Source organism: Sulfitobacter sp. 1A12056, from assembly GCF_043558125.1.
GTDB lineage: Bacteria > Pseudomonadota > Alphaproteobacteria > Rhodobacterales > Rhodobacteraceae > Sulfitobacter > Sulfitobacter faviae.
The window spans coordinates 13,363-40,324 of sequence record NZ_JBIFFY010000008.1 but is presented as its reverse complement, the minus strand read 5'-3'; the positions used below and the strand labels follow the sequence as shown (position 1 = coordinate 40,324).

26 protein-coding genes are annotated in these 26,962 nt (G+C 61.8%); 14 read left to right on the top strand and 12 right to left on the bottom strand.

The features are described from left to right. The first annotated feature begins 73 nt into the window (after nt 1–73). Genes ACGYLD_RS14330 through ACGYLD_RS14320 form a run of 3 tightly spaced genes read left to right on the top strand, consistent with a single transcriptional unit; the run spans nt 74 to nt 3,379 of the window. Entirely contained in the window at nt 74–1,708 is a 1,635-nt protein-coding gene (locus ACGYLD_RS14330) for a Mu transposase C-terminal domain-containing protein (protein ID WP_028288640.1), read from the top strand. Between the two features lies 1 nt (nt 1,709). Further along, on the top strand, nt 1,710–2,591 hold the full coding sequence (locus tag ACGYLD_RS14325; RefSeq protein WP_394402937.1) for a TniB family NTP-binding protein: 882 nt from the start codon (nt 1,710–1,712) through the stop codon (nt 2,589–2,591). After that, nucleotides 2,588–3,379 carry a TniQ family protein gene (locus ACGYLD_RS14320; protein ID WP_394402935.1) on the top strand — a complete coding sequence of 264 codons (792 nt, stop codon included), beginning with the start codon at nt 2,588–2,590 and terminating at the stop codon, nt 3,377–3,379. Before ACGYLD_RS14325 ends, ACGYLD_RS14320 begins: the two co-directional genes overlap by 4 nt. On the opposite strand, the gene ACGYLD_RS14315 is transcribed toward ACGYLD_RS14320, so the two are convergent. Genes ACGYLD_RS14315 through ACGYLD_RS14275 form a run of 9 tightly spaced genes read right to left on the bottom strand, consistent with a single transcriptional unit; the run spans nt 3,376 to nt 12,888 of the window. Continuing rightward, nucleotides 3,376–3,639 carry a hypothetical protein gene (locus ACGYLD_RS14315; RefSeq protein WP_394402933.1) on the bottom strand — a complete coding sequence of 88 codons (264 nt, stop codon included), beginning with the start codon at nt 3,637–3,639 and terminating at the stop codon, nt 3,376–3,378. The genes ACGYLD_RS14320 and ACGYLD_RS14315 overlap by 4 nt on opposite strands. 13 nt (nt 3,640–3,652) lie before the next feature. Then, nucleotides 3,653–5,020, bottom strand: coding sequence for an NADH-quinone oxidoreductase subunit N (locus ACGYLD_RS14310; protein WP_249777947.1), 1,368 nt, complete (start codon nt 5,018–5,020; stop codon nt 3,653–3,655). Then, entirely contained in the window at nt 5,020–6,480 is a 1,461-nt protein-coding gene (locus tag ACGYLD_RS14305) for a NuoM family protein (protein ID WP_394402931.1), read from the bottom strand. The genes ACGYLD_RS14310 and ACGYLD_RS14305 overlap by 1 nt, the downstream gene beginning before the upstream one ends. An 11-nt stretch (nt 6,481–6,491) precedes the next feature. Continuing rightward, the gene (locus ACGYLD_RS14300; protein ID WP_088665109.1) at nt 6,492–8,390 is read right to left on the bottom strand and encodes an NADH-quinone oxidoreductase subunit L; all 1,899 of its coding nucleotides are present in this window, start codon (nt 8,388–8,390) and stop codon (nt 6,492–6,494) included. Next, the gene (gene nuoK, locus ACGYLD_RS14295; RefSeq protein WP_088665110.1) at nt 8,387–8,698 is read right to left on the bottom strand and encodes an NADH-quinone oxidoreductase subunit NuoK; all 312 of its coding nucleotides are present in this window, start codon (nt 8,696–8,698) and stop codon (nt 8,387–8,389) included. The genes ACGYLD_RS14300 and nuoK overlap by 4 nt, the downstream gene beginning before the upstream one ends. Continuing rightward, nucleotides 8,695–9,213 carry an NADH-quinone oxidoreductase subunit J gene (locus ACGYLD_RS14290; protein WP_017469393.1) on the bottom strand — a complete coding sequence of 173 codons (519 nt, stop codon included), beginning with the start codon at nt 9,211–9,213 and terminating at the stop codon, nt 8,695–8,697. Before ACGYLD_RS14290 ends, nuoK begins: the two co-directional genes overlap by 4 nt. Continuing rightward, nucleotides 9,210–10,109 carry a complex I subunit 1 family protein gene (locus ACGYLD_RS14285; RefSeq protein WP_088665111.1) on the bottom strand — a complete coding sequence of 300 codons (900 nt, stop codon included), beginning with the start codon at nt 10,107–10,109 and terminating at the stop codon, nt 9,210–9,212. The genes ACGYLD_RS14290 and ACGYLD_RS14285 overlap by 4 nt, the downstream gene beginning before the upstream one ends. Then, entirely contained in the window at nt 10,106–12,526 is a 2,421-nt protein-coding gene (locus tag ACGYLD_RS14280; RefSeq protein ID WP_394402928.1) for a heavy metal-binding domain-containing protein, read from the bottom strand. The genes ACGYLD_RS14285 and ACGYLD_RS14280 overlap by 4 nt, the downstream gene beginning before the upstream one ends. Continuing rightward, a complete protein-coding gene (locus ACGYLD_RS14275) occupies nt 12,526–12,888 on the bottom strand; it encodes an NADH-quinone oxidoreductase subunit A (RefSeq protein WP_017468394.1) in 363 nt (120 codons plus the stop codon). The genes ACGYLD_RS14280 and ACGYLD_RS14275 overlap by 1 nt, the downstream gene beginning before the upstream one ends. A gap of 371 nt (nt 12,889–13,259) precedes the next feature. Here ACGYLD_RS14275 and ACGYLD_RS14270 point away from each other — a divergent pair, with 371 nt between their 5' ends. Next, on the top strand, nt 13,260–13,901 hold the full coding sequence (locus ACGYLD_RS14270) for an RNA polymerase sigma factor (RefSeq protein ID WP_149789481.1): 642 nt from the start codon (nt 13,260–13,262) through the stop codon (nt 13,899–13,901). 881 nt (nt 13,902–14,782) lie between these two features. Here ACGYLD_RS14270 and ACGYLD_RS14265 read toward each other — a convergent pair. Beyond that, entirely contained in the window at nt 14,783–15,469 is a 687-nt protein-coding gene (locus tag ACGYLD_RS14265) for a DUF6629 family protein (protein WP_043847429.1), read from the bottom strand. 177 nt (nt 15,470–15,646) lie between these two features. Between ACGYLD_RS14265 and ACGYLD_RS14260 the strand changes: the two genes are divergently transcribed. Then, a complete protein-coding gene (locus ACGYLD_RS14260) occupies nt 15,647–16,501 on the top strand; it encodes a proton-conducting transporter membrane subunit (RefSeq protein ID WP_081749910.1) in 855 nt (284 codons plus the stop codon). 65 nt (nt 16,502–16,566) lie between these two features. On the opposite strand, the gene ACGYLD_RS14255 is transcribed toward ACGYLD_RS14260, so the two are convergent. After that, nucleotides 16,567–17,427 (bottom strand): patatin-like phospholipase family protein, encoded by an 861-nt coding sequence (locus tag ACGYLD_RS14255; protein ID WP_088665105.1) that lies wholly within the window; start codon nt 17,425–17,427, stop codon nt 16,567–16,569. A gap of 250 nt (nt 17,428–17,677) precedes the next feature. On the opposite strand from ACGYLD_RS14255, the gene ACGYLD_RS14250 reads away from it, so the two are divergent. From ACGYLD_RS14250 to nhaA, 7 genes are all read left to right on the top strand, one after another. Then, nucleotides 17,678–18,571, top strand: a complete 894-nt coding sequence (locus ACGYLD_RS14250) for a cation transporter (RefSeq protein WP_394402925.1) — start codon at nt 17,678–17,680, stop codon at nt 18,569–18,571. A 76-nt stretch (nt 18,572–18,647) separates the two neighbouring features. Then, nucleotides 18,648–19,949, top strand: coding sequence for a hypothetical protein (locus ACGYLD_RS14245; protein ID WP_394402923.1), 1,302 nt, complete (start codon nt 18,648–18,650; stop codon nt 19,947–19,949). Between the two features lie 107 nt (nt 19,950–20,056). Continuing rightward, nucleotides 20,057–20,323, top strand: coding sequence for a DUF2933 domain-containing protein (locus ACGYLD_RS14240; protein ID WP_081749914.1), 267 nt, complete (start codon nt 20,057–20,059; stop codon nt 20,321–20,323). After that, on the top strand, nt 20,320–20,970 hold the full coding sequence (locus tag ACGYLD_RS14235; RefSeq protein WP_017467753.1) for an isoprenylcysteine carboxylmethyltransferase family protein: 651 nt from the start codon (nt 20,320–20,322) through the stop codon (nt 20,968–20,970). Before ACGYLD_RS14240 ends, ACGYLD_RS14235 begins: the two co-directional genes overlap by 4 nt. A 180-nt stretch (nt 20,971–21,150) precedes the next feature. Further along, nucleotides 21,151–22,203: an NAD-dependent epimerase/dehydratase family protein gene (locus ACGYLD_RS14230; RefSeq protein WP_065335119.1), complete on the top strand. Its 1,053-nt coding sequence runs from the start codon at nt 21,151–21,153 to the stop codon at nt 22,201–22,203. 24 nt (nt 22,204–22,227) lie between these two features. Next, nucleotides 22,228–23,562 (top strand): APC family permease, encoded by a 1,335-nt coding sequence (locus ACGYLD_RS14225; RefSeq protein ID WP_088664342.1) that lies wholly within the window; start codon nt 22,228–22,230, stop codon nt 23,560–23,562. A gap of 5 nt (nt 23,563–23,567) precedes the next feature. After that, complete coding sequence (nhaA, locus tag ACGYLD_RS14220) at nt 23,568–24,701, top strand: Na+/H+ antiporter NhaA (protein WP_227513937.1); 1,134 nt, start codon at nt 23,568–23,570, stop codon at nt 24,699–24,701. Nucleotides 24,702–24,729: 28 nt separating this feature from the next. Here nhaA and ACGYLD_RS14215 read toward each other — a convergent pair whose 3' ends face one another. Continuing rightward, nucleotides 24,730–25,122, bottom strand: coding sequence for a potassium channel family protein (locus tag ACGYLD_RS14215; RefSeq protein ID WP_249777944.1), 393 nt, complete (start codon nt 25,120–25,122; stop codon nt 24,730–24,732). A 183-nt stretch (nt 25,123–25,305) separates the two neighbouring features. Here ACGYLD_RS14215 and ACGYLD_RS14210 point away from each other — a divergent pair, with 183 nt between their 5' ends. Further along, on the top strand, nt 25,306–25,932 hold the full coding sequence (locus ACGYLD_RS14210; RefSeq protein WP_394402920.1) for a TetR/AcrR family transcriptional regulator: 627 nt from the start codon (nt 25,306–25,308) through the stop codon (nt 25,930–25,932). After that, a complete protein-coding gene (locus ACGYLD_RS14205) occupies nt 25,929–26,399 on the top strand; it encodes a hypothetical protein (RefSeq protein WP_088664340.1) in 471 nt (156 codons plus the stop codon). Before ACGYLD_RS14210 ends, ACGYLD_RS14205 begins: the two co-directional genes overlap by 4 nt. Nucleotides 26,400–26,962 lie beyond the last annotated feature (563 nt).

The window sequence follows — 26,962 nt, the reverse complement described above, 5'->3', positions numbered from 1 at the left end:
ATTTTGCCTTTAATTCTGATATTTTTGCCCTTAAACCTGAGACAGGGTTCACAGACATTTGCGGCAAATATCGATGAATGATGATGGCGAAGACTGCGTTGCTGTTGGTGCTGAAGAGGCGCGCAGGGCCGCGGTGCTGCGCCCTCTTGTTCAGGCATATCTCAATGGGACTGGCAGCCTGGAACGTGGCATCAATGACGCCGTTTGGGAGCTTGGTGTCAGCAGGGCGACGGTCTGGCGTTGGATAAAACGGTTGGCGGAAGAGGGTGGGCGCACCAGCGCTCTGGCTCCGCGGAAACGGGGCCGCCCGACCGGGACGATGTTAATATCCAGCAAAGTCGAAGCGGTAATCGAGGAGCACCTTCGCCGCTATTTCTTGCGCCGGGAGCGTTCGAGCTTGTCGCGCGTCGTGACAGAAATCCGCAGCGCTTGCTGGCAGGAGGGCTTGCAACCGCCGACACGGCGAACGGTTCAGCGTCGTCTGGATGCGATGGATGCCCGCGAAGTTGCGAAGGCACGAGAGGGCGCAAAGGCGGCCCGCCAGAAATTTGCGCCGGTCACAGGTGAGAACAAGGCCAGTATGCCACTGGAGATCGTCCAAATTGATCATACACCGGCGGACATCATTCTTGTCGACGGCTTTGAACGCAAACCAATTGGGCGGCCTTGGGTCACGCTGGCGATCGACGTCGCAACGCGGATGGTGACCGGATATTACACCTCTCTCGAGGCACCTTCGCGTCTGTCAGTGGCGCTTTGCCTGACACAGGCGGTGGCCCTCAAGGAGGAACTTCTTGCGGAATTGGCGTGCGATGTTCCTTGGCCGGCACAGGGCAAACCGCACAGCATCCACGTCGATAACGGTCGCGATTTCCGGTCGCGCGCCTTTCGGTCGGCCTGTGCGGATTGGGGGATCGATCTGGTCTATCGACCGCCAGCAAGTCCTCACTTCGGTGGTCACATCGAACGGTTGATCGGCACCATGATGGGGGCCGTTCACCTGTTGCCGGGAACAACGCAATCCTCGATCGCGGCAAAGGGCGACTATGACGCCGAAAGCAAGGCCACGATGACGTTGAGCGAATTCGATCGCTGGTTTGCTCTGGAAATCTGCCGTTACAACAACAGCATTCATTCAAGTCTTGGCTGCACGCCCGTTGCCAAATGGGAGGCGCTCTCAGAGCAAATGACAGGCGACATCCCCTTCGAGATGGAAGCCTTTCAGGTGAGCTTCCTGCCGAGTGAACTGCGCAAGATCAGGCGTGACGGCATCCATCTGTTCCAGATAAGGTACTGGTCCGATGCCCTTGCAGGCCACATTGGGCGCGGGGATGGAAAGGTGGTCGTTCGCTACGATCCTCGCGATATCTCAATGATCTGGGTCGAACTGGACGATGGCCGGTATGTTGAGGCGCGGTACAGAAACCTGGAAATTCCGCCCGTCTCGCTCTGGGAATATCGCGAAGCGATGAGGAAGGCCCGTGCCCTTGGCAAGTCCGGGTCTAATGAGCTGGTGCTGGCTGAGCTGATCCGACAGCAACGCCAGATCGAAGCTGAAAGCCGGGGCCTGACGAAGGCCGAACGCAGAACCCGTGAAAGAAAAGGGACATTGAAGGGCACGAACTCGGCCGTCTCGACAACCGAAGGGCTGCGCCCGATCGATACGGGTGATACATCGCGCCCATTGTTCAAGGTGGAGAGATGGTGAATTGAGGGCAGGGACAACTGAAGAAGACGGCCGGATCGCCCTCATTCAATCGGATATCTGGATCGGCTTTCCTCGGGCGGAACAGGTGTTGGACCGCTTGCAGGGCATGATCGATGCGCCACGACAAACCCGTATGCCTGGGCTTCTTGTGCATGGCGCCTCCGGGATCGGAAAGACGATGATTGCCCGAAACCTGTCGCGCAAGTACGCACCAGAATACGATCCGGCGTCGGGCATCACCCGCACACCGCTTCTGCTGTTGCAAGCGCCGCCCGCACCTGATGAACGGCGGTTTTACCTGCACATCCTGGCCGCCGTCGGCGCCCCGGCGACGGCTCTTAGCGCCCGCGCTCAAAATGTGGCTTCCCTCGAAGTCCGTGTCATCGCGCTCTTACGCGACCTTGGCCTGCGGATGATCATGATCGACGAGGTCCACAATCTCTTGGCCGGGACCCACCGCGAACAGCGCCGATTTCTCAATGTCCTGCGGTATCTCAGCAATGAACTCGAGGTGTCACTGGTCTGCCTTGGGGTCAGCGAGGCCGTCGATGCTATTCGCGGTGATATCCAGCTTGCCCGACGGCTGGACGAACATCATCTGCCAAACTGGCGCGACGATGCCGAGTTCTCGGACATGATCCAGACCCTTATTGCTGCCATGCCACTGGAAAAGAAGTCCAACCTGAAGGTCAAATCTCTCAAGCAGGTCTTGGCACTGACCGGTGGGGTGACCTCGCGCATCTTCGCTCTGGTCAAGGATCTTTCCATCGACGCCATTATCACAGGCGAGGAATGCATCACCGATGACGCAATCGCAAAATGGACGCCGGTTTGGTCGCGCCATGCGAACCCCCATCGGCGGCTCCAGAAGTCCCGGGTGTGAAGCCGCACCCGCTGCCCAAGACTGTCGCGCCGCTGCCAGACGAGTTGTTGTCAGGTTGGTTGTCTCGGCTGGCGGCGGCCAACTACTGTGATGATGCGGAACTACTGGCTCATCTCAGAATCGATACCGCGCATGGCACCGCCTTGGACTTCAACGTCGACGCGGCTGCGGCGGCGAAGATTGCCAACGCCGCACGGGTTAACCCAGATTTTGTTCGATCTTTGACCTTTCCGGCAATGACGCCACGAGAAGCCTCGCTGACGGCTCAGATGCCATTCCAGCATTGCATGCAATGCGCCAGAGAGGGTCTTTCGCTCAGGCATTGGAGGCGGGCCTGGGCATTTGACTGCCAAGTTTGCGGGACGAGACTTGTGCAGACCCTTGGCAAACTCCGTGAGGAACAAATATCTGGAAAACTGATATACCGAGCGCGCCGCGGGGCAGAGATGCTTGAGTGCGCCGCGCGCTCGCGCGGCCCCAAGCAACTTCGGCGCGCAATGCGCGCAGTCACCTTTGCCATGTCACTCAAAACCTTCCGCGGGGATCCGTCGTTCGCTGTCCAGAACCCCAGATCGGAAGTTAGGCTGTTCTACCTCGCCGCAATCGCCGCCGCTCGATCTCATCCCTTGGCTAAGGCAGCCATCGTCAGCAAAAGCATCGACGACTATGCAAGGGTTGCTCTCTTGCGCGCCTTCGAGAAGGAGCCTCGATTGCTTGCCGCGGTTGATCACATCGCGCAAAGGTGCGCGAGAAACAGGGGCCCCATGACAGCCGTATCTCACAATTAAGGGCAAAAATAGTCGCCAAACGCGTCGCGTCTCAGATTAAAGGGCAACGCGACACATGCGATGATGCGCGCTGACGATTGTGGCAGTGGTCGATACCCTGTTCGTGTTTTATGCGTAGATTTTTTTGCCTGCTTGCCGGTCTCGGGACCCAGCACCTCATCTACATCATCGCGCGCAAAAAGTGCGCGCGCGAATGTCCGATGCTCTTCGCTTGAACGCGTCTCAAACCGGCGGGCTGGCCCGGTCACCTTCAAATCCATGCCGATGTCTGGTCTACGGCCCGGGCAGGATCCCGGCCGCGAACCCCATAAGAAGCGTGACAAGCACGGTGACTACGACTGTTCCTTGGGCCAGAACAGCGCCCACCTCTGATGGGTGCTCTGTCGAAGAAGTTCGATACATCGGCACCACCAGCCGCAGATAAACCCCGAGCGCCAGCACCGAGTTCAGGATGCCGATGATCGCAAGCCACAGATACCCGGCCTCGACCGCTGCCGAGAGCAGGTAGAACTTGCCCACGAAACCGAAAAGCGGCGGGATGCCGGTCAGTGACAGCAGGAACACCACCATCGCCGCGCCGAGCCACGGATGGGTGCGACCAAAGCCTTCAAGATCGCCCAGATTGCGCCCGGCCAGCAGGACAACCGCAAAGGCGCCGAGGTTCATCGCCACGTAGGCGGCGGCAAAGACCAGAATGCCCGGAACGGCAAAGCCGCTGGCCCCAAGGGCCACGACGCCCATCAGGAAATATCCCGACTGTGCCACCGAGGAATAAGCGATGAGGCGCACAAGGTAGGTCTGCACCAGTGCGGCGAGATAGCCATAGGTCATTGTCGCCGCCGCGATCACCGCCAGTGCCAGAGGCCAGCCACCGTCACGGGGCAGGTCGCGCAGGACCTGTGCGAAGGCGAAAAAGGCGGCCGCCTTGGTGATGACGGACAGGTAGGCCGCGATCGAGACGGGCGCCCCCTGATAGGCGTCCGGTGCCCAGAAATGGAACGGCACCAGAGCTCCCTTGTAACCCAGACCGACGATGATGGCGATCAGCCCGGTGATGATCACAAGTGTCTGGCCCTGCAACTGGCCAAGTTTCGAAAACAGCGTCGAACCGGAGCCCCCAAACCAGAAGGTCAGCCCGTAGATCATCACCGATCCGGTGACCGCCCCGAAGACGAGGTATTTCATCGCCGCTTCGGTGGCCGCATCGTCGCGCGGCCAGGCCACAAGCGCGAAAGAGCCCAGACCGGTGAGCACGACACCGATCACCACCACCATCATGTCGCCCGCCCCCGACAGCATCAGCGCGCCGAGGGTCACCAGCACGACAAGGGATTGAACGCTGCCCTCGCGCCGGCGGCCAGCAATCTCGGCCCGGACCAGCAGCAGGGACAGTGCGGTGCCGGGCAGCAGGATCAGCTTGGCCCAGCCCGAAATCAGGTCGATCCGGTAGGTGCCGCCGAAGACGGTGGCGTCGACGCTCAGCATCGGCAGCGTCAGGATCGTCGCCGCCGCAAGCCCGGCCAGCCCGATGGCCAGCACCAGCCGCGCCGCGCGAAACATCTCCGCAACGATCATCAGCATCGCCGCGGCGGCCAGCGTCAGCTCCGGCGCCAGAAGGGCAAGATCGCGGCCCATCTCCATCAGTTGCCGAGGCCCATCATAGTGGTGTGGATCATGTCAATCAGCCAGCCGGGCGCGACACCGATCAGAACGGTCAGGACGAGAAGCGGCAGGATCACTAGCTTTTCACGCCTATCCAGATCCGGCATGTCGGCCCATTTGTCGTTCATCTCGCCCAGGAAGACGCCGGCGATGGCGCGCAGGTAGAGTGCTGCGGTGATCACGATGGCCAGGATCGCGATCAACCCCCAGGGCATGCCGTTCAGCGTGGCAAGGAAGATCTGGAATTCGGCCGGGAAGTGTGCGAGCCCCGGCAGCCCGAGAGAGGCGAAAGCCGACAGGATGAAGGCCCAGCCAAGCCACGGCACACGGCCCAGCAGCCCGCCGAAATCGCCGATTCCGCGGGTATGGGCCCGGTCCTGCAACATCCCCACAAGGAAAAAGAGCGCGCCCGTGACCAGACCGTGGCTGACCATTTGCAGGGTTGCGCCATCCAATGCGATGGTCCGGATGCGCGGCTCTGTCGCCAGTGCAGCAATGGCGACGCCCATCACCACGTACCCCATATGGTTAACGGACGTGTAGGCGATCATCTTTTTCAGGTCGCTCTGCGCCAGTGCCGCGAAGGTCCCGTATAGCGCGCTGACCACCCCGAAGGCGAGGATCACCTGTCCGGCCTGTGCGAAGGCCTCGGGCGTCATCTGGTAGGCAAAGCGCACAAGCCCGTAGGTACCGAATTTCAGCATCACGCCGGCCAGGATCACGCTGCCCGCCGTGGGCGCCTGCACATGCGCCGCCGGAAGCCAGGTGTGGACCGGGAAGGCCGGGATCTTGACCGCGAAGGTCACGAGCATCGCGATCAGCGCCAGCATGGCAGGAAGCCCGCCCAGTGCGGTGCCCTCGACCCAGACACGCATGTCGAAGGTGCCCGATCCGAGGTAAAGCCCGATGATCGCCAGCAGGAGCGGCAGCGAGCCCAGAAGCGTGTAGAGAAAGAACATGAGTGCGGCCCGCTGACGCTCTTCATAGCCCCAGCCTGCGATCATGAAGTACATGCCGACCAGCGAGACCTCGAAGAAGACGTAGAAGAGCAGGCCGTCAAGCGCCATGAACGTGCCGAGCGAGGCGGTTTCCAGCATCAGCATGAGCACCACATAGGAGGCCGCCCGCTCCCCGATCCGCGCCGAATACAACGCCGACAGGAAAAACAGAAGCGAGGTCAGCAGCACCAGAGGCAGGCTCAATCCGTCCACGCCCAGCCGGTAGGCCGCGCCGATGGCGGGGATCCAGGCGATTTCCTCGACCTGGGCGAAGTCTCCGGCCACGATGCCGCGCGCCCAGATTGCCAGTGTGATCAGGAACACGGCCCCCGTGGCGGCGATGGACACCGCATGTGCCGTTCGCGTGGACCGGTCGGGCAGCGCCATGAGCGCGAGACCGGCAAGGATGGGCAGGAAGGTGGCAATGGTCAGAAGCGGCATGGGCGCGATCCTCAGAAGTAGAACGGGGCGGCGAGGAGTACGCCGGTGACGAGAGCGATTCCGGCGACGGTCAGCGCCATTTCGCGGTGGATAAGGCCGCTTTGCAGACGGCGGGCGCGGGTGCCGAGGGCGATTGTGCGATCGACAAGGCCAAAGATCGCACGATCGATGGTGTCGCGGTCAAAACGCAGGCTGGCCAGCCCGAGGGACAGGTTGAGCCTGCCCACCGCGTTGAGCAGCGCCAGAAGACTGTCTTCGGCGCGTTCGATCCGGCGTGACAATGCTTGTGTACCTGCGACGATGCCGCCCAGCACGACACGGCGGATGATCCAGGCATCCAGGCGGTCGCAGAGCCGTGCCAGGGCCAGCGTCGGGCGGACCACGAGGGCGTCCATGCCACCTGCGAGCGGGAAGCCGTTTCGTGCTGGCGCAAGCAGCGGACCCAGAAGGCGGGCGGGGGCCAGCAGCCAGCCAAGCGCCAGCCCGGCCAGACCCACCGCCAGCCCCATGGCCGGGACGATCCAGCCGGGCTCGGCCAGATGCGCGCCCAGCATCGCCTCCAGCGGTTTGAAAGCGAAGCCCAGAGTCGCGGCGAGTATCACGAGAACGCCCATGCCGACGGCCATGAGCGGCACCTTATCGCGGGGCTTCTCCGGCGTGCCGGACCACAGCACCTTCAATGCCCGGCCCATATAAGCCCCGGTCAGCACCGACCCAGCAAGGGCCAGCGGCAGAAACCACGCGGCAGAGGGGCTATCGAGAGCCGCGGCGAGGATTGCGTCCTTGGAATAGAAGGCGGCGAGCGGTGGCAGCCCGGCCAGCGCCAGCGCGGCCAGTGCAAAGCCCGCAAAAATGCCGGGCCGGGCGCGGCCCGCGCCGGCAAGCGTGTCCAGATCGGTGCTCTCGCGGTCGTGCTGAAAGACGCCTGCGCCGAGAAAGAGCGCCGATTTGATCGCGGCATGCGCGATCAGATGCAAAAGCGCGGCAACGGGCGCGCCGGCCCCCACCGCGATCAGCATCAGCCCGTACTGGCTGGCGGTCGAGGCGGCGAGCAGACGCTTGAGGTCTGTTGCGGCCAGTGCCATCAGCCCGGCAATCACCGCCGTCGCCCCGCCGACAATCCCGATGGCCAGAAGCGCGCCGCCGGGCAGCATCGGCGCGGTCCGGATCAGCAGGATCGCCCCCGCCGCCACCAGCGTGGCCGAGTGGAGCAGGGCAGACACCGGCGTTGGCCCCGCCATCGCCCGCATCAGCCAGTCCTGCATCGGCACCTGCGCCGACTTCCCCATCGCCGCAAACAAGAGCAGCAGCCCTGCGATCAGCGCCGGGGTGCCGGTGGTGGAAAGCGTGGCCGAAATCTCGGAGGTTCCGGCGATACCGATCAGCAGGAAGGCCGCGAGGTAGAGGCCCAGATCGGCCGTCCGGGTATAGAGGAATGCCCGCATGGCCGCTCCGGGCACGCCCTTTCGCCTATGCCAGAAGCCGATCAGAAGGTAGGAGGCAAAACCAATCATCTCCCACGCGGCCAGCAGGGTGATCCAGTCCCCCGACAGCACCAGAAGCTGCATCGCGGCCACGAACATCAGCATGGTGCCGAAAAAGCGGGGGCGCTCGGGGTCATGGGACATGTAACCCGCCGCATAGGTCAGGACCATCGCCGCGACGGTCGCGACGACCAGCGCCAGCGTTGCCGTCAGCGGGTTGGCCACCAGCCGGATCGGCAGGTCCGGCAGGAAGGGCAGGGTGGCCGTGACATCCGCACCGCCCGCCACCCCGGCCAACAGAGCAATCGCCCCGGCAAGGCCCAAGGCCGCACCGGTCAGCGCAATCGCCTCGGGCATGCGCCGGAGCGCAAGTGTCGTCAGGCCCGCGCCCAAAGGCGCGAGGATCGTCAGCGAAAGCCAGATCACCCCCTGAGCTCCCGCGCTTCTTCCATCTCGACCGACCCGCGCGAGCGGAACCGGGCGATGGCGATGCCGAAACCCACGGCCATCTCGACCGCCATCACCGCCATGACGATCAGCACGAACATCTTCGCCGCTGTCACATCGGGGTGCAGATAGCGCCAGAACGCCACGAGATTGAGCAGTGCCGCGGCAAGGATCAACTCGACCCCCATGATGATCATCACAAGGTTGGTCTGGCTGAGCGCACCATAGAGGCCAACGCCGAAAAGCGCCGCACCGACGCTGAGCGCGATCATGAGTTCCGGGATCATTGGCTATCCTTTTCTTGCGGGGCGATCGCGACCATGGTCGCCGCGATCATCGCGGTCAGGATCATCAGCGCCGCGCTTTCAAAAATGAACATGGAGCGGCCCAGCAGTTCGCGGCCCAGCAAGCGCGCCTGTTCATCGGCCCCGGGCACGTCGGGCACGGGGCCTTGCCAGCCGGCGGTCCAGATCACCACCAGTGCGGCGACCAAGCCAATCCCGCCCGCCCAGAGCGACAGGCGTTTCTGGTGCGTCATGTCCATCTTGCCCATGCCGCCGGGGTCCATCATGAACATGACCATGAAAATCGCCATGACGCTCATCTCCGTGGCCATCATCATGATCTGGAGCACGCCCAGAAATTCGGCCTGCATGACAAGGAACATCGCCCCGATGGCGGTCTGACTGAACAGGAGCGCAATGGCCGAACGCACCATCGAATGTGTGCGAAAGACGACCACCCCGAACCAGATCGCGGCGGTGCCGAAAAAGGCGAGAAACAGAGCGGTGGCAAGGCTCATATCGGCACCACGAGGGCGATGACGCCCACAAGGAAGATATTGGCCAGCGCCAGGGTGATGCCGAGCTTCCAGCTCAGTTCCAGATACTTCGCCTCGCGCAGGCGCGGCAGGCGCGGCCCGAGCATCAGCATCGCGGCCGCTACACCAAGTGTCTTGAGCGCAGTCCAGGCCCAGCCCGGCAGCCACGGTCCAAGCCAGCCGCCGAGGTAGAAGGTAACGGTCGCGCTGGCCAGTGCGACGATGATCACAAGCCGCGCCAGTCGCAGGACGGCCAGCCGCGCGCCGGTGTATTCGGCCTCGACTCCACCCGCCAGATCGCCGCCGCCGGTGGGCAGGTCGATGGGCGGCAGCCAGGCGACACCCATCGCCGCGATGACGAACAGGACGAAGCCGATGGGCTGATAGGCGACGTTCCACAAGGCCGCCTGCGACAGGACGATCTGCGTGGTGGAGAGCGACTCGGCCCGCATCGCAACTGCCGTTATGGGCATCACGATCAGCATGGCATAGGCGACGAACTGGCCCAGAAAGCGCCAGCCGCCGATCATCCCGTAGGCCCCGTTCGGCCCCCAGCCGGCCATGATAAGCGCAACCAGCACGTAAGCCAGCGCGGCGTTCAGAAACAACGCGCCGATGGCCAGATCGGTGATGATCAGCCCCGGTGCCAGTGGGATAACGGCGACTGACAACAGGCCCGCGACCAGCAAGAGGACCGGGCCAGCCTCGAAAAACAGCCTGTCAGATGTGCGCGGCAGGATCTGTTCGCGGCCCAGCAGCGCTAGCGCCGAGGTCGCCGGCCGTGTGAGGCTGAGGCGTCCATGGACGGCCCAGCCTTCCAGAACGGCCACGGCGTAGCAGCCGATCGCGAGAGCGAGGATAATCACCGCGATGCTCATTGGGTCGCGCTCCAGGGATCGAGATCGAGCGAGGCGATTGCGGTCAGTGCGTCGGCAAGTTCCATCTGCTTTATCAGGTCGGGCACATGCGCGGCGAGGTCGGAGAACGGCGTCTTCAGATGGGCCGAGGCGACTGTACCGCCCTTTAATGTCAGGTGCAGCGTTGCGGGTCCGCGCGGTGTTTCCAACGTTGCCGTGCCGTGGCCGTCGCCTGTTGCACGCGGCATCTCTGGCATCGCGGTCGCGCCCGCCGCCGATATCAGGTCAAGGCTTTGCCCGATTTCTGCGCAGCGCTGGCGGAGCCGCGCCATGGCGTCGCCTTCATCCTGCGTGATCGGTTCGAAACCTAATTCGTCGTAGACCCCGTCGCCGTGTCTGGCATCGGACGCATGGTCCGCCGCACGTGCCACAGGACCTTCCGATGCTCCCTGAAGCGTCCCGATCCCGGTCAGTTTTGGTCCCATAAGTGATCGGTTGAGTGCACCGTACAGAAGGCTCGTTATAGAAGTTGCTTGCTCTGCCACCTCATCCGCTTTAGCCGTCCGGACGCGGTGTTCCATGGCCGCCGCCCGGCGCCCCAGCGGTGCAAGGCCCGCTTGTCGAGCCAACCCGGCCAGCCAGTTGAGATGGCTTGCAATCCGTTCGCGTTCCACTGCTGCGGCGCGGGCGGCCAGAGTGTCCTTGGGTGCAGTTTGTCCGGTAGCCTTCTCGGCAGCACGGCAAGCCAGTTCGCGCATTGCCACCGGCGACAAGGGCACCGCGTCCGCAAGATGATCAGCGAAGTCTTCGAGAGCAACGCCTGATGGCAGCGCCGCCATCTTCATCCCTCTGACCGCGGTGCCCGCGACGCTGTCTCCATCGAGGGTCAGGTCCAGGTGCAGACCGCCCGGAAGACCCGGGAAGAAGGGGCCAAAGGGCGCGTCTATCCATTCCATGACCAATCCGTCGGGGCTGACCGGTTTGCCTTCGGTGAGTTCGACCATTGACATGAAATGCGGTTCGATCCCCGGGATGTCTGGCGCCGCGCCGTGGCCTGTGTGGCCATGATGCGCGCCATGCGCATCCTGCTGTTCGTGGGCGCCATGCGCGGCGTGCTCTCCTTGGCCCTCTTGCGCTGGCATGTCCTTGTGGTGCTTGTGACCGCCATGTCCACCATGCGCATGCTTTCCGGCCTCGGCCTGCTGGACGAGGTCCATGCCACACTTGGGGCAGGAACCCGGTGTGTCGGAGGCGACATCCGGGTGCATGGGGCAGGTGTAGGGGCCTGTCGGCTCCGTGGCCGGTTCGGCGTGATGGCCGTGGCCGTGGTCCGCATGTTTCCCGGCCTCGGCCTGCGGGACGAGGTCCATGCCGCACTTAGGGCAGGACCCGGGTGTGTCGGAAGTCACCTCCGGGTGCATCGGGCAGATGTAGGGGCCTTTCGGCTCTGCGGCCGGTTCGGCGTGATGGCCATGTTCGTGATGCGCGTGTTCCCCGGCCTCGGCCTGCGGGACGAGGTCCATGCCGCATTTCGGGCAGGAGCCGGGCGTGTCAGAGGTGACCTCCGGGTGCATGGGGCAGGTATAGGGGCCTGTCGGCTCCGTGGCCGGTTCGGCGTGATGGCCGTGGTGCACGTGCTCTCCGGCCTCGGCCTGCGGGACGAGGTCCATGCCGCATTTTGGACAGGAACCGGGCGTGTCCGAGGTCACTTCCGGGTGCATCGGGCAAACATAGGAGGCGGACGTCTCGGCGCCTGTCACAGCATCCGACTGATGATGGGCCTTTTCTGCTTGCGTGGAAACCGCGGACGATTTTTCATGGCCCTCATGGCCCTCATGGCCCTCATGGCCCTCATGGCCCTCATGGCCCTCATGGCCCTCATGGCCCTCATGGCCGTGCGACGCCGCGCCGGAAACGCGGCGTTCCACAAGGAACATCCCGCATTTCGGGCATTTGCCGGGTTCGTCCGAAATGACTTCCGGATGCATGGGGCAGGTGTATTCGATCCGCTCCGACAGGGCAGGCGCATCAAATTCCGCGATGTCTGGTGCAAAAGCCCCATTGCAGAGCAGTTTGCGCAGATCCTCCAGTCCGGAGATCAGGCCCGCCTGCGACATCTCCGCCATCACGTCGGCAGTGGGCAGAGGGCCAAGATCGGCCTCACCAAGCGCGAGAATGCACCGGGGTCGCGGCATCTGGGCCCAGACGACGCTGGCCGCATCGGCCAGCGCAGTGGGCAAGGGCCCCGCGATCAGCAAGACGTTCGCGTGGCGCGGCGTCACCGCGCGGATCAGCCCTGCGGCGTCCAGATCGAGACCAAGCGCATTCGCGACGTCCTCTCCAGGCACCACGAACGCGCGCAAATCCCGCGCCATGGCCCCGGCGACCAACCCGCGGAAACCGCGCAACAGACCCTGACGTGCCCCGGACAAATCCATCATTGCCGCCTCAGCGCGCCCTGGCTCCATCCATAGAGCAGGCCGAGAAACAGGATCGCGAGAAAAACGCCCATGTCGAGCAGGGCGACCAGCCCCTCTTCGCGGTAAACGACCGCCCAGGGGTACATGAAGGCCATCTCCATATCGAAGGCCAGAAACAGGAGCGCATAGCCGTAATACTTGGCGTGGTATCGGACCCAGACCGGATCGCGCGCCAAAGTGCCGGCGGTTGCGGGCACATCCTTGGCCGGTTCCGCCCGCGCCCGCCCGATCGCACGGGCGAGGGCATAGAGGCTCAGGACCAGCCCGACCGTGCCAAGCGTCAGGCCGAGCAGAATGGCGTATTGCGTCAGTTCACTCATGTCCGCCCTGGCTCCTGTCGTGCTTGGCCGGTTTTTCCCGTTCGGGTGCTGCGCCCCAATCAGGTGCGCGCCGTCCGTTTTTGACCACGTTTAGTCGAAGACGCCCAAAAAGAAAAACGATTACAAGAAATTTCTTCTCGAAGCTGAAGATGTTACGCGAGACGTCGAGACTGTGAAAAACATTGTGCTATTGTCTTCCGCAACCATTCAGATAAATTTCAATGGCGCGATGGATTGCCGACTTCAAAATCATTGATATTGGAATTTCGCCTTGGAATGGATAGGTTCATGGTATCTGCCCATGGCGACATGTTTGATGACTGCGCCTGCCGGGTTGGATCGGACTTTCTATGCAAGGGCGGCGTGCAACCATGTCGGAAACTAAAAACCATATCGCAAAGGGCAGCGGCGCCGGTCAGCCCGGCCTTGAAGCAACTCTGTCGGTGAACAGAAACGCGTTTTTGGGCTTCCTAGTCAAACGGCTGGGAAACCGAGCCGATGCTGAGGACGTGCTGCAGGAATTTTGCATCCGCGTTCTGGCACGTAAGGATCAGCTGCGCGAGGCGGACCGCATGGATGCCTGGCTTTACGCGGTGTTGCGGTCAGCGCTAAATGATCACTATCGCAAGTCGGGACGGTCCAGGCGTCTAAAGGAGGCTGTTGCACTGGAGGCTCAGTCTGCCGTTGTCACGGATGACCCGGTCGAAGATATGGACGTGATCTGCAACTGCGTCAAAGGGTTGGTCACCGAACTGCGCCCGGGTGATGCAGACCTGATCCGCCGAATTGACATCGACGACGAGGATCGCGGCATTGTGGCAGCTGACCTCGGGCTCAAGTCCGGGACATTGAATGTGCGTCTCCACCGCGCCCGCGCTGCTTTTGGTGACGCGTTGATGGCCCACTGCGGCCCTTGTTGCCGTCATGGCTTTGACGATTGTTCCTGTCCGCCGGACGGCTGCGAGCATCCGGTTGAAGAGACCGATTGCGAGGACCAACACACCGCGTCTTGAGGCGATTTTGTAATGCTGCGCTTCAAACGGCGTCTTCATGCAGAAGCCGCTCGGGAGGATCGTATGTCCACGGAACCGGCAGATGCGCAGGCAGTCGCAGACTTGATATCGGATGTGTTCTGCGAGTGTCGAAGCACTGTTCAAGCCGATGTTTGAAGGTTGTCGGGCGAGTTGTTTCTGAAAGTCGATGTCGAAGGGCGAAGCCTTCGGTCTGCGGCAGACGCGGTCGGGCTCAGCACAGGTGACGCCAAAACAGTTCTTTTTCTGTTCCGCCGCCAGATGGCCAGTGCTTTGGTAGCGTCAGTCCTCACAGTACCGGCGTCGGACGCAGATCAAACACGCGGGGAAGGGAGGGGAAAGAGGACCCATTGAGTGGTCGGCTCACGGACCGCACCCCAATGTGTGTAACGAAAGGACAGAGCCGGCGTCTACCCTTATGAACCGCGCAATCAGCGTTCATCAGTAAGGAAGACAGACATGTTCGGACCTCTCATTCTGGTTGGTATCCTCGTTTCGGTTTTGCTCGCCAGCAGAATAGTCGAAGCACATCGTGACGGCATTGTTGTCGAAGAAGCGCTCGTGGCCATCCCTGTAAAAAGCCCTCAAGACAGGAACCGACGCTAGGCGCAAGGCAGGGAAGGCCGCCCGCAGACCACATGACGCCACAGTGACCAAACCAACCAACACAGTCTAAGCCCGCAAGACGAAGCGCAATAATCAATGACCGACCAGACAGCCCGCCCTGCCATTCACGCGCCGGTACCATGGCAGCGTCCCGGAAGCCCTGACGTTCAGCCTACGACGACCCCTTGGACAGGCCGGTAAAAAATACAGAGAATCGCCGTTGTGATTCCGTAGAGCGCGCCATTTACTTGTCGGATTTAGGCAAACAGTTCAGGACATTCACGGGCGCACTTATTTGTCAGGATGATGTAGACCAGATGCAGCGTCGCAAGTCCTGCCAGCAGGCAGAAGAAAGAGATGTAGGCATATTGCAGGAAAGCAATATCGACCACGATCACCGCCACCAGCGTCAAGGCGAAATGGCGCACATGTTTGTAGTGCGACAGGGCCGGCGGCAGGGTGATGAGGGTCACGTAGATCGTGTTGGTCAACCACCGCGGCATCATGAAATCGAGCCACATGGATTTTTCATAGGCCAGCGACTGGTTGTTGATCTCTACCACAACCATGTCGCTGTTGAGCCCGTGCGGGATGTATAGCAGCAGGCCGAAGGCCAGTCCGATCAGCGCCATGAGGCGGAACAATCGCTTGCGCGGACTGTCGTCCGGCTCCAGCACATAAACCGAGAAGGGAACCCATATCGGCCACATGAACCACGTGAAGAAGATGAACCCCATTGCCCCCCACAAGACCGTCAGGGGATCATTTCCGTTCATGCCAACCCACACGAAACCCTCAGTGAATTGCTGAAGACCTGCGAAAAGCGGCATCAATGCAAGCGGGAGATAGCGTTTGTTGCGCTGGAAGGCCACGATTGAAATGGCGGCCCCACCCCCGACAAGGAAAACGCTTGCAGCAAAACTGACTTGGGCCGACAGGCACATGGCATTTTCCTTTTCAGGCCTACTCTCTGTTTCCAAACGTAAGCGACTTCTACAGCCTTGAAAAGAATGCAAATCGTCAGCCGCAGGATTGGTCCGGCTCCCCCCAAAAACAGGAGGCGGAAGGCCTGCTCCGCGTCGCCGCGGCAGTCACGCGGGCGCAGAGGCTAAAGCGGCACGATTGAACGCCGGGTCTCCGGCTGGTCCATCTCGTACGGCGGTGCCGGCTCGACGCTCTTTTCCGAGCTGGGCCGGCTGGCGGGCAGGACGCTGATCGCGCTGGCCGGGCTGACCGCGGTGCTGATCGGGCTGGGCTACAAGGCGGCGCTGGTGCCGTTCCAGTTTTGGGCACCCGACGCCTATGACGGCGCGCCGGTGTCCGTGGCCGCCTATCTGTCGGTAATTACCAAGGTCGCGGCAATCTTCGCCTTCGCGCAGATCTTGCGCGACCTACCGGTCGGTACCAGCTGGCCGATGGTGGTCGCGCTAATCGCCGCCATGACGATGACGTGCGGCTACCTGGCGGCGCTGGTGCAAAGCAACGAGGTGCGCCTGCTGGCCTATTCGTCGATGGCGCAGGCGGGTTATTTCATGATGGGGATCGTGGATCTGGGGCCAGGCTTGCTGGCGCTGCCCTCGGTGATCGTGTTCAGCGCGGCCTATGTGGCGATGAATCTCGGCGCCTTCGCGGTGATCATGGTCGCCGGACGCAGCCTTGACGACTTCCGGGGCTTCGGCCGCGCGCGCCCTGTGATCGGCGTAGCGATGGTGGTGTTCCTGCTGTCAATGACGGGCATTCCGCCGCTTTTCTGCTTTTTCGGCAAGGTGCTGCTCTTCGGTACGGCGATCGAGGCGGGCTATCTGTGGCTGGCGGTGATCGGCATTCTCAACAGCGTGCTGGCGCTGGCGGCCTACCTGCGCATCGTGGTGCCGATGTGTCAGCCGCGAGAGTCCGGACAGGACAGCGCCGCCCCGGCGCCGCCGCTGATGATCGTGTTGGGCGCGACCGCGCCGATCACGCTGCTCATGGGGTAGCTTGCAGGGATGTTTCCTGGGTGACTGCAACTGAGCGCAATCGCACGTCGGGGGCAACTCGCCGATCAGGGGGCGAGCAGCATGCTGATGTCGTTATATGCGCGGCGGGTCGCCACGGCGCCTGCCGCAATACAATGACGCTTTTGCCGGAATTCCAGTGTGCCGATGGTCTGGCTGAAAGCGGGTCGGATCACAAAATCCGCTTGCTCAAAACGCAGTCGCGCATGTTCATACTGGCAGACCTCGATGGATCGCATCATCGCCTGCAAGCCGTTTTTCGGGCCAGTCGCGTTTTCGCGCTGGCTGGGATCCACAGCGATCACGACTTCCGCGCCGGTGGCCCTGGCGACGTCCACCGGCGCGATATCGGAATAGGCTCCGTCCATCAGTACATACGGATCATCGACAAGGGGCGGCAGTATTCCGGCCAGCGCCGCGCTTGAATAGACATAATCAGTGGCATCTCCCTTGCCGAATACCACGCGTTGGCCAGACAGCATGTCGGTTGCACAGACAAAAGCCGGGATGCGGCCGTCCTGCAGGTTCTTGCCCTTGGTCAGGCCGGACAGGACACTGCGGCCCCAGGTCTCGGTGCGCGCGCCTGATCCCCAGCCAAAATACATGTCCCGCGCGGCAAGCAAAGCAAGCCGCATTCCCCTGATCCTTGCAGCCATTCCAGGCACGCGAAAGTCCGGTGTTGCCGGAAACCCGCTGGTATCCATGCCCACGAGTGCGTCGTACCATTTGTCATTAAGAGCATACGTAGCACCGACAACCGCGCCCATCGACACGCCCACGACGGCGCTTGGGATGTAGCCCCTGGCGATCAAAGCTCTGAGTACGCCAGCATGCGAGAGGCCCCTTGCCCCGCCGCCACTTAGCACGAGGGCAAAGCACTTGTGGGTTGCAGTGCTCGCTTTGGTCATGCTGCTCAATTCAAACTCCGCAATTTGGCTTTTCGTCAATTGGTTGGTCCCAGGCTGCCCGACCCTGCGCCAGTGCGCGCCATACGGAAATACTGACGCGAGTGGACGTAAAGCGTTACCGTCTCATGGGTGACACCAGCGGCAGTGCCTGCGAAGATTTTCGCCGGACACTGTAACGTCCGATGCCTGGCAACGTCTATTCCCCTGACGGTCCTTCGCGACCGCAAGGATTAATCGACAGGAGCCAGCATTGAAAACCTTGACCCTTGAGGTCCGCGGATTGTTCGAGGAACTCGATCATCTCGCGGTCGAACGTCATGTATCCGCCCTCGACGGCGTTCACCGGGCGGAAGCGAACCCTGCGTCTGCCAGTGTGACAGTGCAGTACGACGAAACGGTGGTGAACGAGGAGGCGCTGCGCAAGGCGATCGACGCCTGCGGCTTTCACTGCGCCGGAGAGCGTATGCCGAACCATATCTGCCAGATGGACCACACCGGCCATGAAGACCACGCGGCGCATGGCGCGACAGGGCCCGTTGCCAAGGACGCGATGGCCCATGAGATGGGTCACGGCGGCGGCATGGAGATGGCCGACATGGTCCGCGACATGCGCAACCGGTTCTGGGTGGCGCTGCTCTTTACCATCCCGATCTTCATCTACTCGCCGATGGGCGGCATGTTCACGCCCCCGGTGCCGCCTTTCGGCCTGAGGCTGGACCTTTGGCTGTTCTTCCTCGGCAGCGCGGGCATCGTCTGGCCCAGTTGGCCGTTTTTCGTAGCCGCTTGGCGGGCGCTGAAGAACGGCGTCCTCAACATGGCCGTGCTCGTCGTGCTGTCGGTCGGCACCGGATATGTGTTCAGCGTCGGCTCGACCTTCTTCTTTCCCGGCGTGCAGTTCTACGAGGCGGTCGCGGTGTTGCTGGTCTTCATCCTGTTGGGCCACTGGCTGGAAATGCGGGCGCGCGCCGGTGCCTCTGCGGCGATCCGGGCGCTGCTCGATCTCGCGCCGCCGATGGCCACGGTGATCCGCGACGGGCAGGAGACCGAGGTGCCGACCTCCGAAGTGCTTCAGGGCGAAACGGTGGTGATCCGCCCGGGAAACAAGATTCCGGTGGACGGCGAGGTTTTGGAACCGTGCGCATAACCTGCCGCTCGAGGGCAATCCGCGAACCGACGCGGCCGCCCGCCGTGACTTCAACGAAGGTGCCGCGAACCTCTGGGTGCCGCCAAAAGACCTGTCGGATGCGGTGCTTGCGCTCAACAACCATGACGCCTCGGGACGTCCCAAGGAGCGGGCCCATCCCCTGATCTCGCGCCCGGCGGTGACGCCCAGCCTGCCCGAACCGCCGTGGCACGCCTCTGAGGGTCGCAGAAACGTCTCGCCGATGGAAGGTCTCGACCAATACTTCGAAGCGCTTGTCCTCGCCAATCCCGGCCTGCGCGCCCGCGTCGGCAACCCTGATGAAATGCGCAGCAACAGGATGAACGCGACCCTAGATCTGCTGAAGCATCGTGTGACCGCCCCCGAGCCCGGGATGCCGGAATCCGAGACCGGTGGCGTGATAACAGCCCTTAACGAAGAAGCCGTCATATGCGCCGTTCTGGGAAACAAGAGCGGTCTCAATCTGGCAGTCTCCTACGAAGCCTTCGCCACGAAAATGCTTGGCGCTTTGCGCCAGGATTTGATCTTCACGCGGCAATTGATCGCCGCAGGTCGCCAACCCTATTGGCTTGGCCTGCCGGTTGTCCTCACCTCGCATACGTGGGAAAATGGCAAGAACGAGCTGTCCCATCAGGACACGACCGCCGCCGAAACGATGTGGGCGGAAATGTCCGATCTCTCTCGCGTCGTGTTTCCTGTGGACTGGAACAGTGCCGTCGCATGCCTGCGGGATGTCTTTCGATCACACGGGGCGATCTGGACGATGGTGGTTCCCAAGCGCGAAGTTCCAGACGTGCTATCTCCCGAACTGGCACAACGGGTGCTGGCCGACGGCGCGGTCTGCCTGCGCGATGTCGGTGGCGATGACCCGGAATTGATCCTGGTCGCCGTCGGCGCCTACCAACTGGCCGAAACTCTCACGGCGTCGGATCGCCTGAAAGAAAAGAGCGTGCGGCACCGTGTCATCGTGATGGTCGAGCCGGGACGGTTCCGCAGCCCCCGCGACGATCATGAGGCGAAGATGACCGCCTCCGACGCGACGCTCGAAATGTTCTTTCCCGAAACGGCAGGCGCCCGGGTCTTTGTCTCGCATACCAGGCCGGAGCCGCTCGGCGGTCTCCTCCGCCGCCTCGATACCGGATCGCGGAAGTCGAGATTCCTCGGGTTCTGCGGTCGCGGTGGCACACTCGATGCAGACGGAATGCTGTTCGCCAACCGATCAACCTGGGCGCATGTTCTTGCGGCTGCGGCGGATGTCACGGGGCGGCGGGCGCTTGATTTTCTGACAGAAGCCGAATTCGATGCGGTTCAGGGACGTCGCGCGCCCGCAGGAGTTCTTTTCAAGGGACATGACGTATGACGCGAAAAAAGACTGGCCATAACCTTGCAGAAACTGCGCGAATGGCTCCGACGCGTGGGGGCTGGTTTCATGTCCCCTCGATCCACAACTGACTACGGGAATGTGTTATGACAAGACATCACGAAAAACATTTGGATAATGACAATCCGCCGAGGCCGCCCTCGTTCTGGAAATCACGCGCGGGCATCTACCTGATCTTTGCGCTCATCCTTGGTGGACTACTGCTGGGTTACGAGCATCGGGTGCACATTCTGGGCAGCGGGTTGCTGATCTGGCTCCCTTTGCTGCTTTGTGTTGGCATGCATTTCTTCATGCATGGCGGTCATGGTGGCCACGGCGGACATGGCGGCCGCGGATCGGGTGATGACAAATGACGAGCGACCCGGGATCGTCATACGGGCTTTGGCTGCTCGTGTTCATCAATTCGGCGGTCTTCATTCTGTTCGCGTTCAGTTTCTTCAAGCCACAGACATCGCGTGACTGGCGCAGCTTCGGCGCATTCAGTGCTTTCATCGTGGCACTTTTTGTCGAGATGTACGGGTTTCCGCTGACGATCTTTTTCCTGTCGGGTTGGCTCCAATCCAACTGGCCGGGGATTGACTGGTTCGCCCATGACAGCGGGCACCTTCTGGAAATGATGTTCGGCTGGGAAGCGAACCCGCATTTCGGGCCGTTCCATTTCCTCAGCTTTGCATTCATCGGTGGGGGCTTCTGGCTGATCTCGGTGGCCTGGCACCATCTCTGGGCAGCACAGCGGGCCGGGCGACTGGCGGTCACGGGTCCCTACGCCCGGATACGGCATCCGCAATATGTGGGGTTCGTTCTCATCATGGCAGGGTTCCTCGTGCAATGGCCGACAATCCTCACGCTTGCAATGTTCCCGGTTCTGGTCTGGATGTATGCGCGACTTGCCAAGAGCGAGGAGGCCGACAGTCGGGCCCGGTTTGGCGAGGCATGGGAGAGATATGCAGAGAATGTTCCGGCGTTTCTGCCTCGATTCCGGGAAGTTGCCGCGCAATGAACGCAAGCGTTCTGTTCCGTTTTTTGCAGAGCGCAAGCTGGCTATCGGGAAACCGGAGCGGCGTCAGTTTTTGCCGACGATCGAGCGCTCGCCTGCGAATTGATCGAAGATTGAGTTTGATATCGGAAATGCAAGACGGATTTGCGATTTAGAAGCGCCGAGACCAAGAGGGTGAACGGAGTGAGCAATCTGGTGATCCTCGGAGGATCCGGTGATGTCGGGTCGCGGCTTGTTCGCCTCCTTTCCGACCATCAGGAATGGAAGGTTTGGGCGGTTTCCAGGCGAAACCGTGCGGTTGAAACGGCGCATGAAAACGTGGTTTACACAGCCCTCGACGTGGCGCGCCCCGACGCGGCCCATTCACTTCCCGACGACGCCATGGTCGTAAATCTGACCGAAGCGACACCGCCGGGGCTGGTCGCTGAAATTCTCGCAAGAGGCGGTACGGTGCTCGATACATCGGCGACGCCGAGCTATGTCCACGCCCTGATCCGGGCGGCGGACGGGACAAACGGGTGTCTTGTGACGGGTGTTGGAACTGCTCCGGGTCTCAGCACATTGATGGCGGCAGCTCTGGCAAGCGACAAACGGGTAGAGACGCTGCGTATCGGAGTCGAGCTTGGCATGGGCCGTCACTACGGGAAGGCAGCGTCTGAGTGGTTCTTTCGGACGCTTGGACAGCCTTATGACGACCCGGTGACGGGCCGGTCTGTATTTCCTGGCACGCACCCCTGGTGGTTTAGTTTCGCACAGAACGAGGCGCCGAGACTGGCGCTCGATGTGGCGTTTCCCGATGAGGGAATTCATCCTGGCGGACGCGAAGTCCGTGTTCACCATTACCTGGCCGTCGATCCGCCATTTGTCACACGCCTGTTTGCAGTGGCACAACGGCTTTGGCTCGGACGCTGGATGTCAGAGCATTCCCGGCGATTGACAAAGCTTTCAGAGTGGCTGCCGCAATTCGGGCAATTAAGAACACGGATCGCGGCGGTTGCGTTCGATCGCGACGGCAAAGAGATTGCCGCGAACCTGTTCGAAGGTGGCGATCAGGCTGATTTGACGGCTGCGATGATATTGGTGACACTTGATGCAATGCGGTTCGGCGATGCGCGACAGGCAGGGGCCAATTCGATTGTTGACCACCTTGATCTGGAGCAGGCGCTGAGCGGTCTGCGTCGCCACTTGGCAGGCGGAGCGGCCATACACACGAACGCTTGGCAAAGGCCAAACTAAGAAACAGGAAAGACGGGGCAAATCATGAATCACGAGCACGGCCACGGCGGCGACGGCTACAAGAAGAACTCCATCACTTTGGGCGGCGCGGTTGCCATGGGCACGGGCGTGATGATCGGGGCAGGGATCTTTGCCCTGACAGGTCAGATTGCCGAACTGGCCGGGCCGCTCTTTCCCATTGCGTTCATCATCGGTGCGATCGTGACCGGGTTCAGTTCCTACAGCTACATCAAGATGTCCAACGCCTGGCCTTCGGCAGGGGGGATCGGGATGATCCTGCAAAAATGCTACGGGCCGGGAGGGATTGCGGCTGGGGCGGCGCTGCTGATGGCGCTCAGCATGGTGATCGCGGAAAGCCTCGTCGCACGGACCTTTGCCACATATCTCTTGCGTCCCTTCGATATCGAGGGCGGACCTCTGGTGCCCATCCTCGCGGTCGGGGTGATCCTGTTTGCCTTTCTTGTGAATATCGCGGGCAACCGATCGATCGGGCTGTTCTCGATGGTCATGGCCGCGATCAAGATCGGTGGCATCGCGCTCTTCGGGATCGCTGCCCTGTGGTCGAGCGGGTTTGGCTTTGCCGCCGCGACGCAAGACGCTGGCGACTTTGGCGCGATGGGTTTCGTCGCCTCGGTCGCGCTTGCCATTCTTGCGTTCAAGGGGTTCACGACGATCACCAACAGCGGGGCTGAGATCACCGATCCCAACCGCAATGTGGGGCGCGCAATCATCATTTCGATTGCGCTGTGTGTCGTTGTCTATCTGCTTGTGGCCTTCGGTGTCGGCTCCAGCCTGACCATCGATCAGATCATCTCCGCCAAGGACTATTCGCTGGCCGAGGCGGCGGAACCGGCATTGGGACAGGTCGGCTTCCTGCTGACGGTCCTGTTGGCCGTGGTGGCGACAGCTTCGGCCGTGCTGGCAAGTGTGTTTGCCGTCTCGCGGATGCTGGCGATGCTGACGGACATGAAGATGATCCCGCACAGCCATTTCGGCATGTCCGGTCCGATCCAGCGGCATACGCTGGTCTACACGGTGGTCATCGCATCCTTTCTTGCCGTGTTTTTCGATCTGAGCCGCATCGCGTCGCTGGGTGCGTTCTTCTACCTGACAATGGATATGGCTGTGCATTGGGGTGTCTGGCGCTACCGCAGGGCAGAGATCGGCGCCTCGGGTGTCGTCATTCTTGCAGCACTCGGGTTTGATGCGATCGTTCTGGTCGCGTTCACGGCCATGAAGCTGCAGAGCGATCCGGCCATCGTCGCCTATGCGGCCGTTACGATCGCGGGAGTCTTTCTGTTCGAACGCGCCTATCTGTCGCGCTGGCTGGCGCCGCAAGATGAGCCCGCCCACAGTTGACGGATGTGGCCACGCAATCGGTCCGCGACGGGCGGCGCGCGGGGTTCGCCATGCTCGTCGGTCTTGCTCTGGGTATGGTGGCCGCGAACTCGCCGCTGGCGGACATCTATGCGATTGTGCATCACCTGCCTCTGCGGGTTGGGGCGGGCACCTGGGCAATCGAAGCCCCTCTGATCGAGTGGATCAATCAGGGCCTTCTGACGGTCTTCTTCTTTCTGATTGGCATCCACACAAATCACGAGCTGACCCGTGGGGCGCTGTCCGAACCCAGTGCGGCCATGCTTCCGGCAAGTGCGGCGCTTGGGGGCATGATCGTGCCGGCAGCCATATATCTTGGAGTCAATTTCGGAGATACTGTCGCCCTTCGTGGGTGGGCGATCCCCATTGCGACAGACATCGTCTTGGTCCTTGGCGTCCTTTCGCTGTTTTCGGGTCAGCTTGGTCCTGCGATCATCGCCTTTGCAACGGCCGCCGCGATTTTCGACGACCTCGGCGCAGTAATTGTCATCGCATTGTTCTACGGATCGTTCGATCAGCTTTGGCCGCTTTGGATGGTGGTTGGCGGCTTGGCAGGTCTATTTCTACTCAATCGAACCCGAAGGGCATCGCTCGTGCCTTACCTCGCCTTCGGCTGCGTTCTCTGGGCAGGACTTATACTGACCGGTCTCGAAGGAGCGATTGCAGGGGCAATTGTCGGGTTTTCTCTGCCGCTGTCGTCGTTTCCGCCAAGAGCGACAGCGCGCGCTGAGCGGCGCGTTTCGCCATTTGCTCTGTTCTTTGTCGTGCCGATCTTCACCTTCTTCAACGGCGGCGTTATGCTGGATTTTTTTCCCGCCGATCCACAGGCATGGTCCGTGGCCATCGGTATTGCGATGGCGCTGATTGTCGGAAAGCCTTTGGGACTTCTCGCCGGAACACTCCTGGCGCTTCGCCTCGGCATCGGAACACTCCCGCCCGGCACCTCGATGCGGGACGTCATTGGGGTCGCACTGCTGTCCGGTGTCGGCTTCACCATGAGCCTGTTCATCATCGGCGCGGCTTTCGACGCAACCCCGATCGCCGCAACGGCAAAACTCGCCGTTGTGGGCAGTTCAGCTGTCGCCGCTTTGCTCGGCCTCATTGCGTTCAAGAGCCGCTGATCGGTTGAGCCCTCTAACAACGGATGCCTCACTCCTCATCTTTGGGCTCGAGGCAAGGCTCCCAGTCCCACAGACGGTTCATTGTTGCAAACAGGAAGGACGCAGACCAGGCGATCATCAAAAGCCCGTTCAGTGCCTCGACACCGGCGAGAAATCTCAGATGACCGGTCGGGACGATATCTCCGATCCCGAGCGATGTGTACATGACGGCCGAGAAATATAGGTAGTCGAGCGGGTGTGCCATGTCGGACCCCTCAAAGCCACCGATCCCGAACCACGCCCCCGCAATCCAGAAGCCGCCCGCAAAGAGCCCGATCTGGAACAGATGGGTGACAAACAACAGACTCACGATGGAAAGCACGCGCGTATGCGGCCGCATTGGAACCGATGCCATGCGGCCTGAGCAGAAGCGCAGGGACATCAGATGCAGATAGGCTGTGGCGACGAAGAGTGCGACGGATATGGCTATCGAAACTAACAACTTATGATCCCTCTAACGATCTTTACGCAAGAAAGCGCCGTGATCCAATGCCTCAAGTAAAGCTACCATACGTTTGATTGGACTCCGGGTCCAACCCATAGTACAACTTTTGCCATGGCTCCCATGAAGCGCTTCCAAAATGTCACGCCCGAGAGACAGGCGGCAATCCTCGATGCTGCGGCGGCAGAGATCGCGACTTATGGCCTGTCCGGCGCCTCGATAAACCGTGTCATCACCGCTGCGGGGATGAGCAAATCGTCTTTCTATCATTATTTCGAAGGCAAGGACGATCTCTATGCCGCCGTGACGCAACGGGCGCTTGACGACCTGCTGGCAGCCATGGTTCCCGGCGCGCCGCCCGCGACCGCCTCGGACTATTGGGCGATGTGGGAGGCGATGTATCGCGCCTTTTTGCAACGCCAGTTGACCGATCCCGTCCTGGCGGCCCTGAATTGGAGCGCGATCCAGGCGCGCGCCGACGGCACGGCGCATCCCGCACTTGAATTACTGGCGGGGCAGATGCGTCAATGGCTGGAAGCGCTGATCCTTCAGGGCCAGGCGCTTGGCGCGGTGCGCACCGACCTGCCGCAGGACCTATTGATGGATGCCACCTTCGGGATGCTCGAGGGCGGCGACCGCTGGTTTGCCGCAACATGGAGCGAGATGTCCGAAACACGAGTCGCAGAGGCCGCAGCCCGGATCATTGGCCTTTTGCGCGACCTGACCGAACAAAAAGGAGAGCGGGAATGACTTCCGCGACCGAACACGCATTCACCGCGGGCGGGACTGGTGCTGCCCGCCCCCTGAAACTGGCGCTCCTTTTCTCGATCCTTGGCGAGGCTGTGATCCTCCTCGTCTGGGGGTTCTACCTTTTCCCCAAGGGCAGCTGGTTCAACAAGACCATGTGGACCCTGGTCTATTGCGGCGTTGGAATGGGCGGTGCATTCGGTGCGGTCTTGGTGCTGGGTTTGCTGGGCCGAGTGGACGGCTGGCGTGCCGTGGGCCTGACTGCGCTGCTGTCAACGGTGATGCTGGGGCTGTTTTGCAATACCCTTTGTCTCAGGCTCGATATGACCTTCGGTTATTTCGGTGCCCAGGGTGCGGGCCTTCTGTTCATGCTCAATGGCATCGTCATGTCCGCACTGGGCGGCGCCGTCCTTGGCTGGATGACATTTACGGATCGGGGCAGGGCCTTCGGGCCTGACTGGCTGAAATGACCCACGGACAGCGCCTGTTCCGCGTCCTGTTCCGCCCGGTCGTGCGCGCGGCGGCGATGCGGGCCATTCTGGGCCGCAACCGGGTGCGCGGCGAGATGGCGAAGGGCCGTTTCACCCGGGCGGAGATCCACGCGCTCCTAACGGATACATGGACCCGTTTCGAGAAGCACGCAGCCGAAATCCCGCACGAACGCAGCGCCGGTGCGCGGCTCTGGCTTTTGAACGGCGCGCTGATCATCTCTGCGATCCAGTCCGCCATCGACCGCGGCGTCGAGCGTGCCTATGCCATCGAACTGGTCGGCGATGCGGCATGGATCATTTACCGCAGGTTCATGGCCGTTCCGGACGCGGTTGTGCGCCTGACGACCCGCGACCCGGCAAAGCGTCTCGAACGCGACACGCATCTGATTATGGACGTCTTTCCCTTCGGCCCGAAGTCCTATTGCAAGCGTTGGATCGACAGCGATCGTGGAGGGGTTTTCCTGGTGACGCGGTGTCCCTACCAGGAGCTGCATCACAAGCTGCTCTCGCCGGAGGACGCCCGTGACTTTTGCCAAGGGATG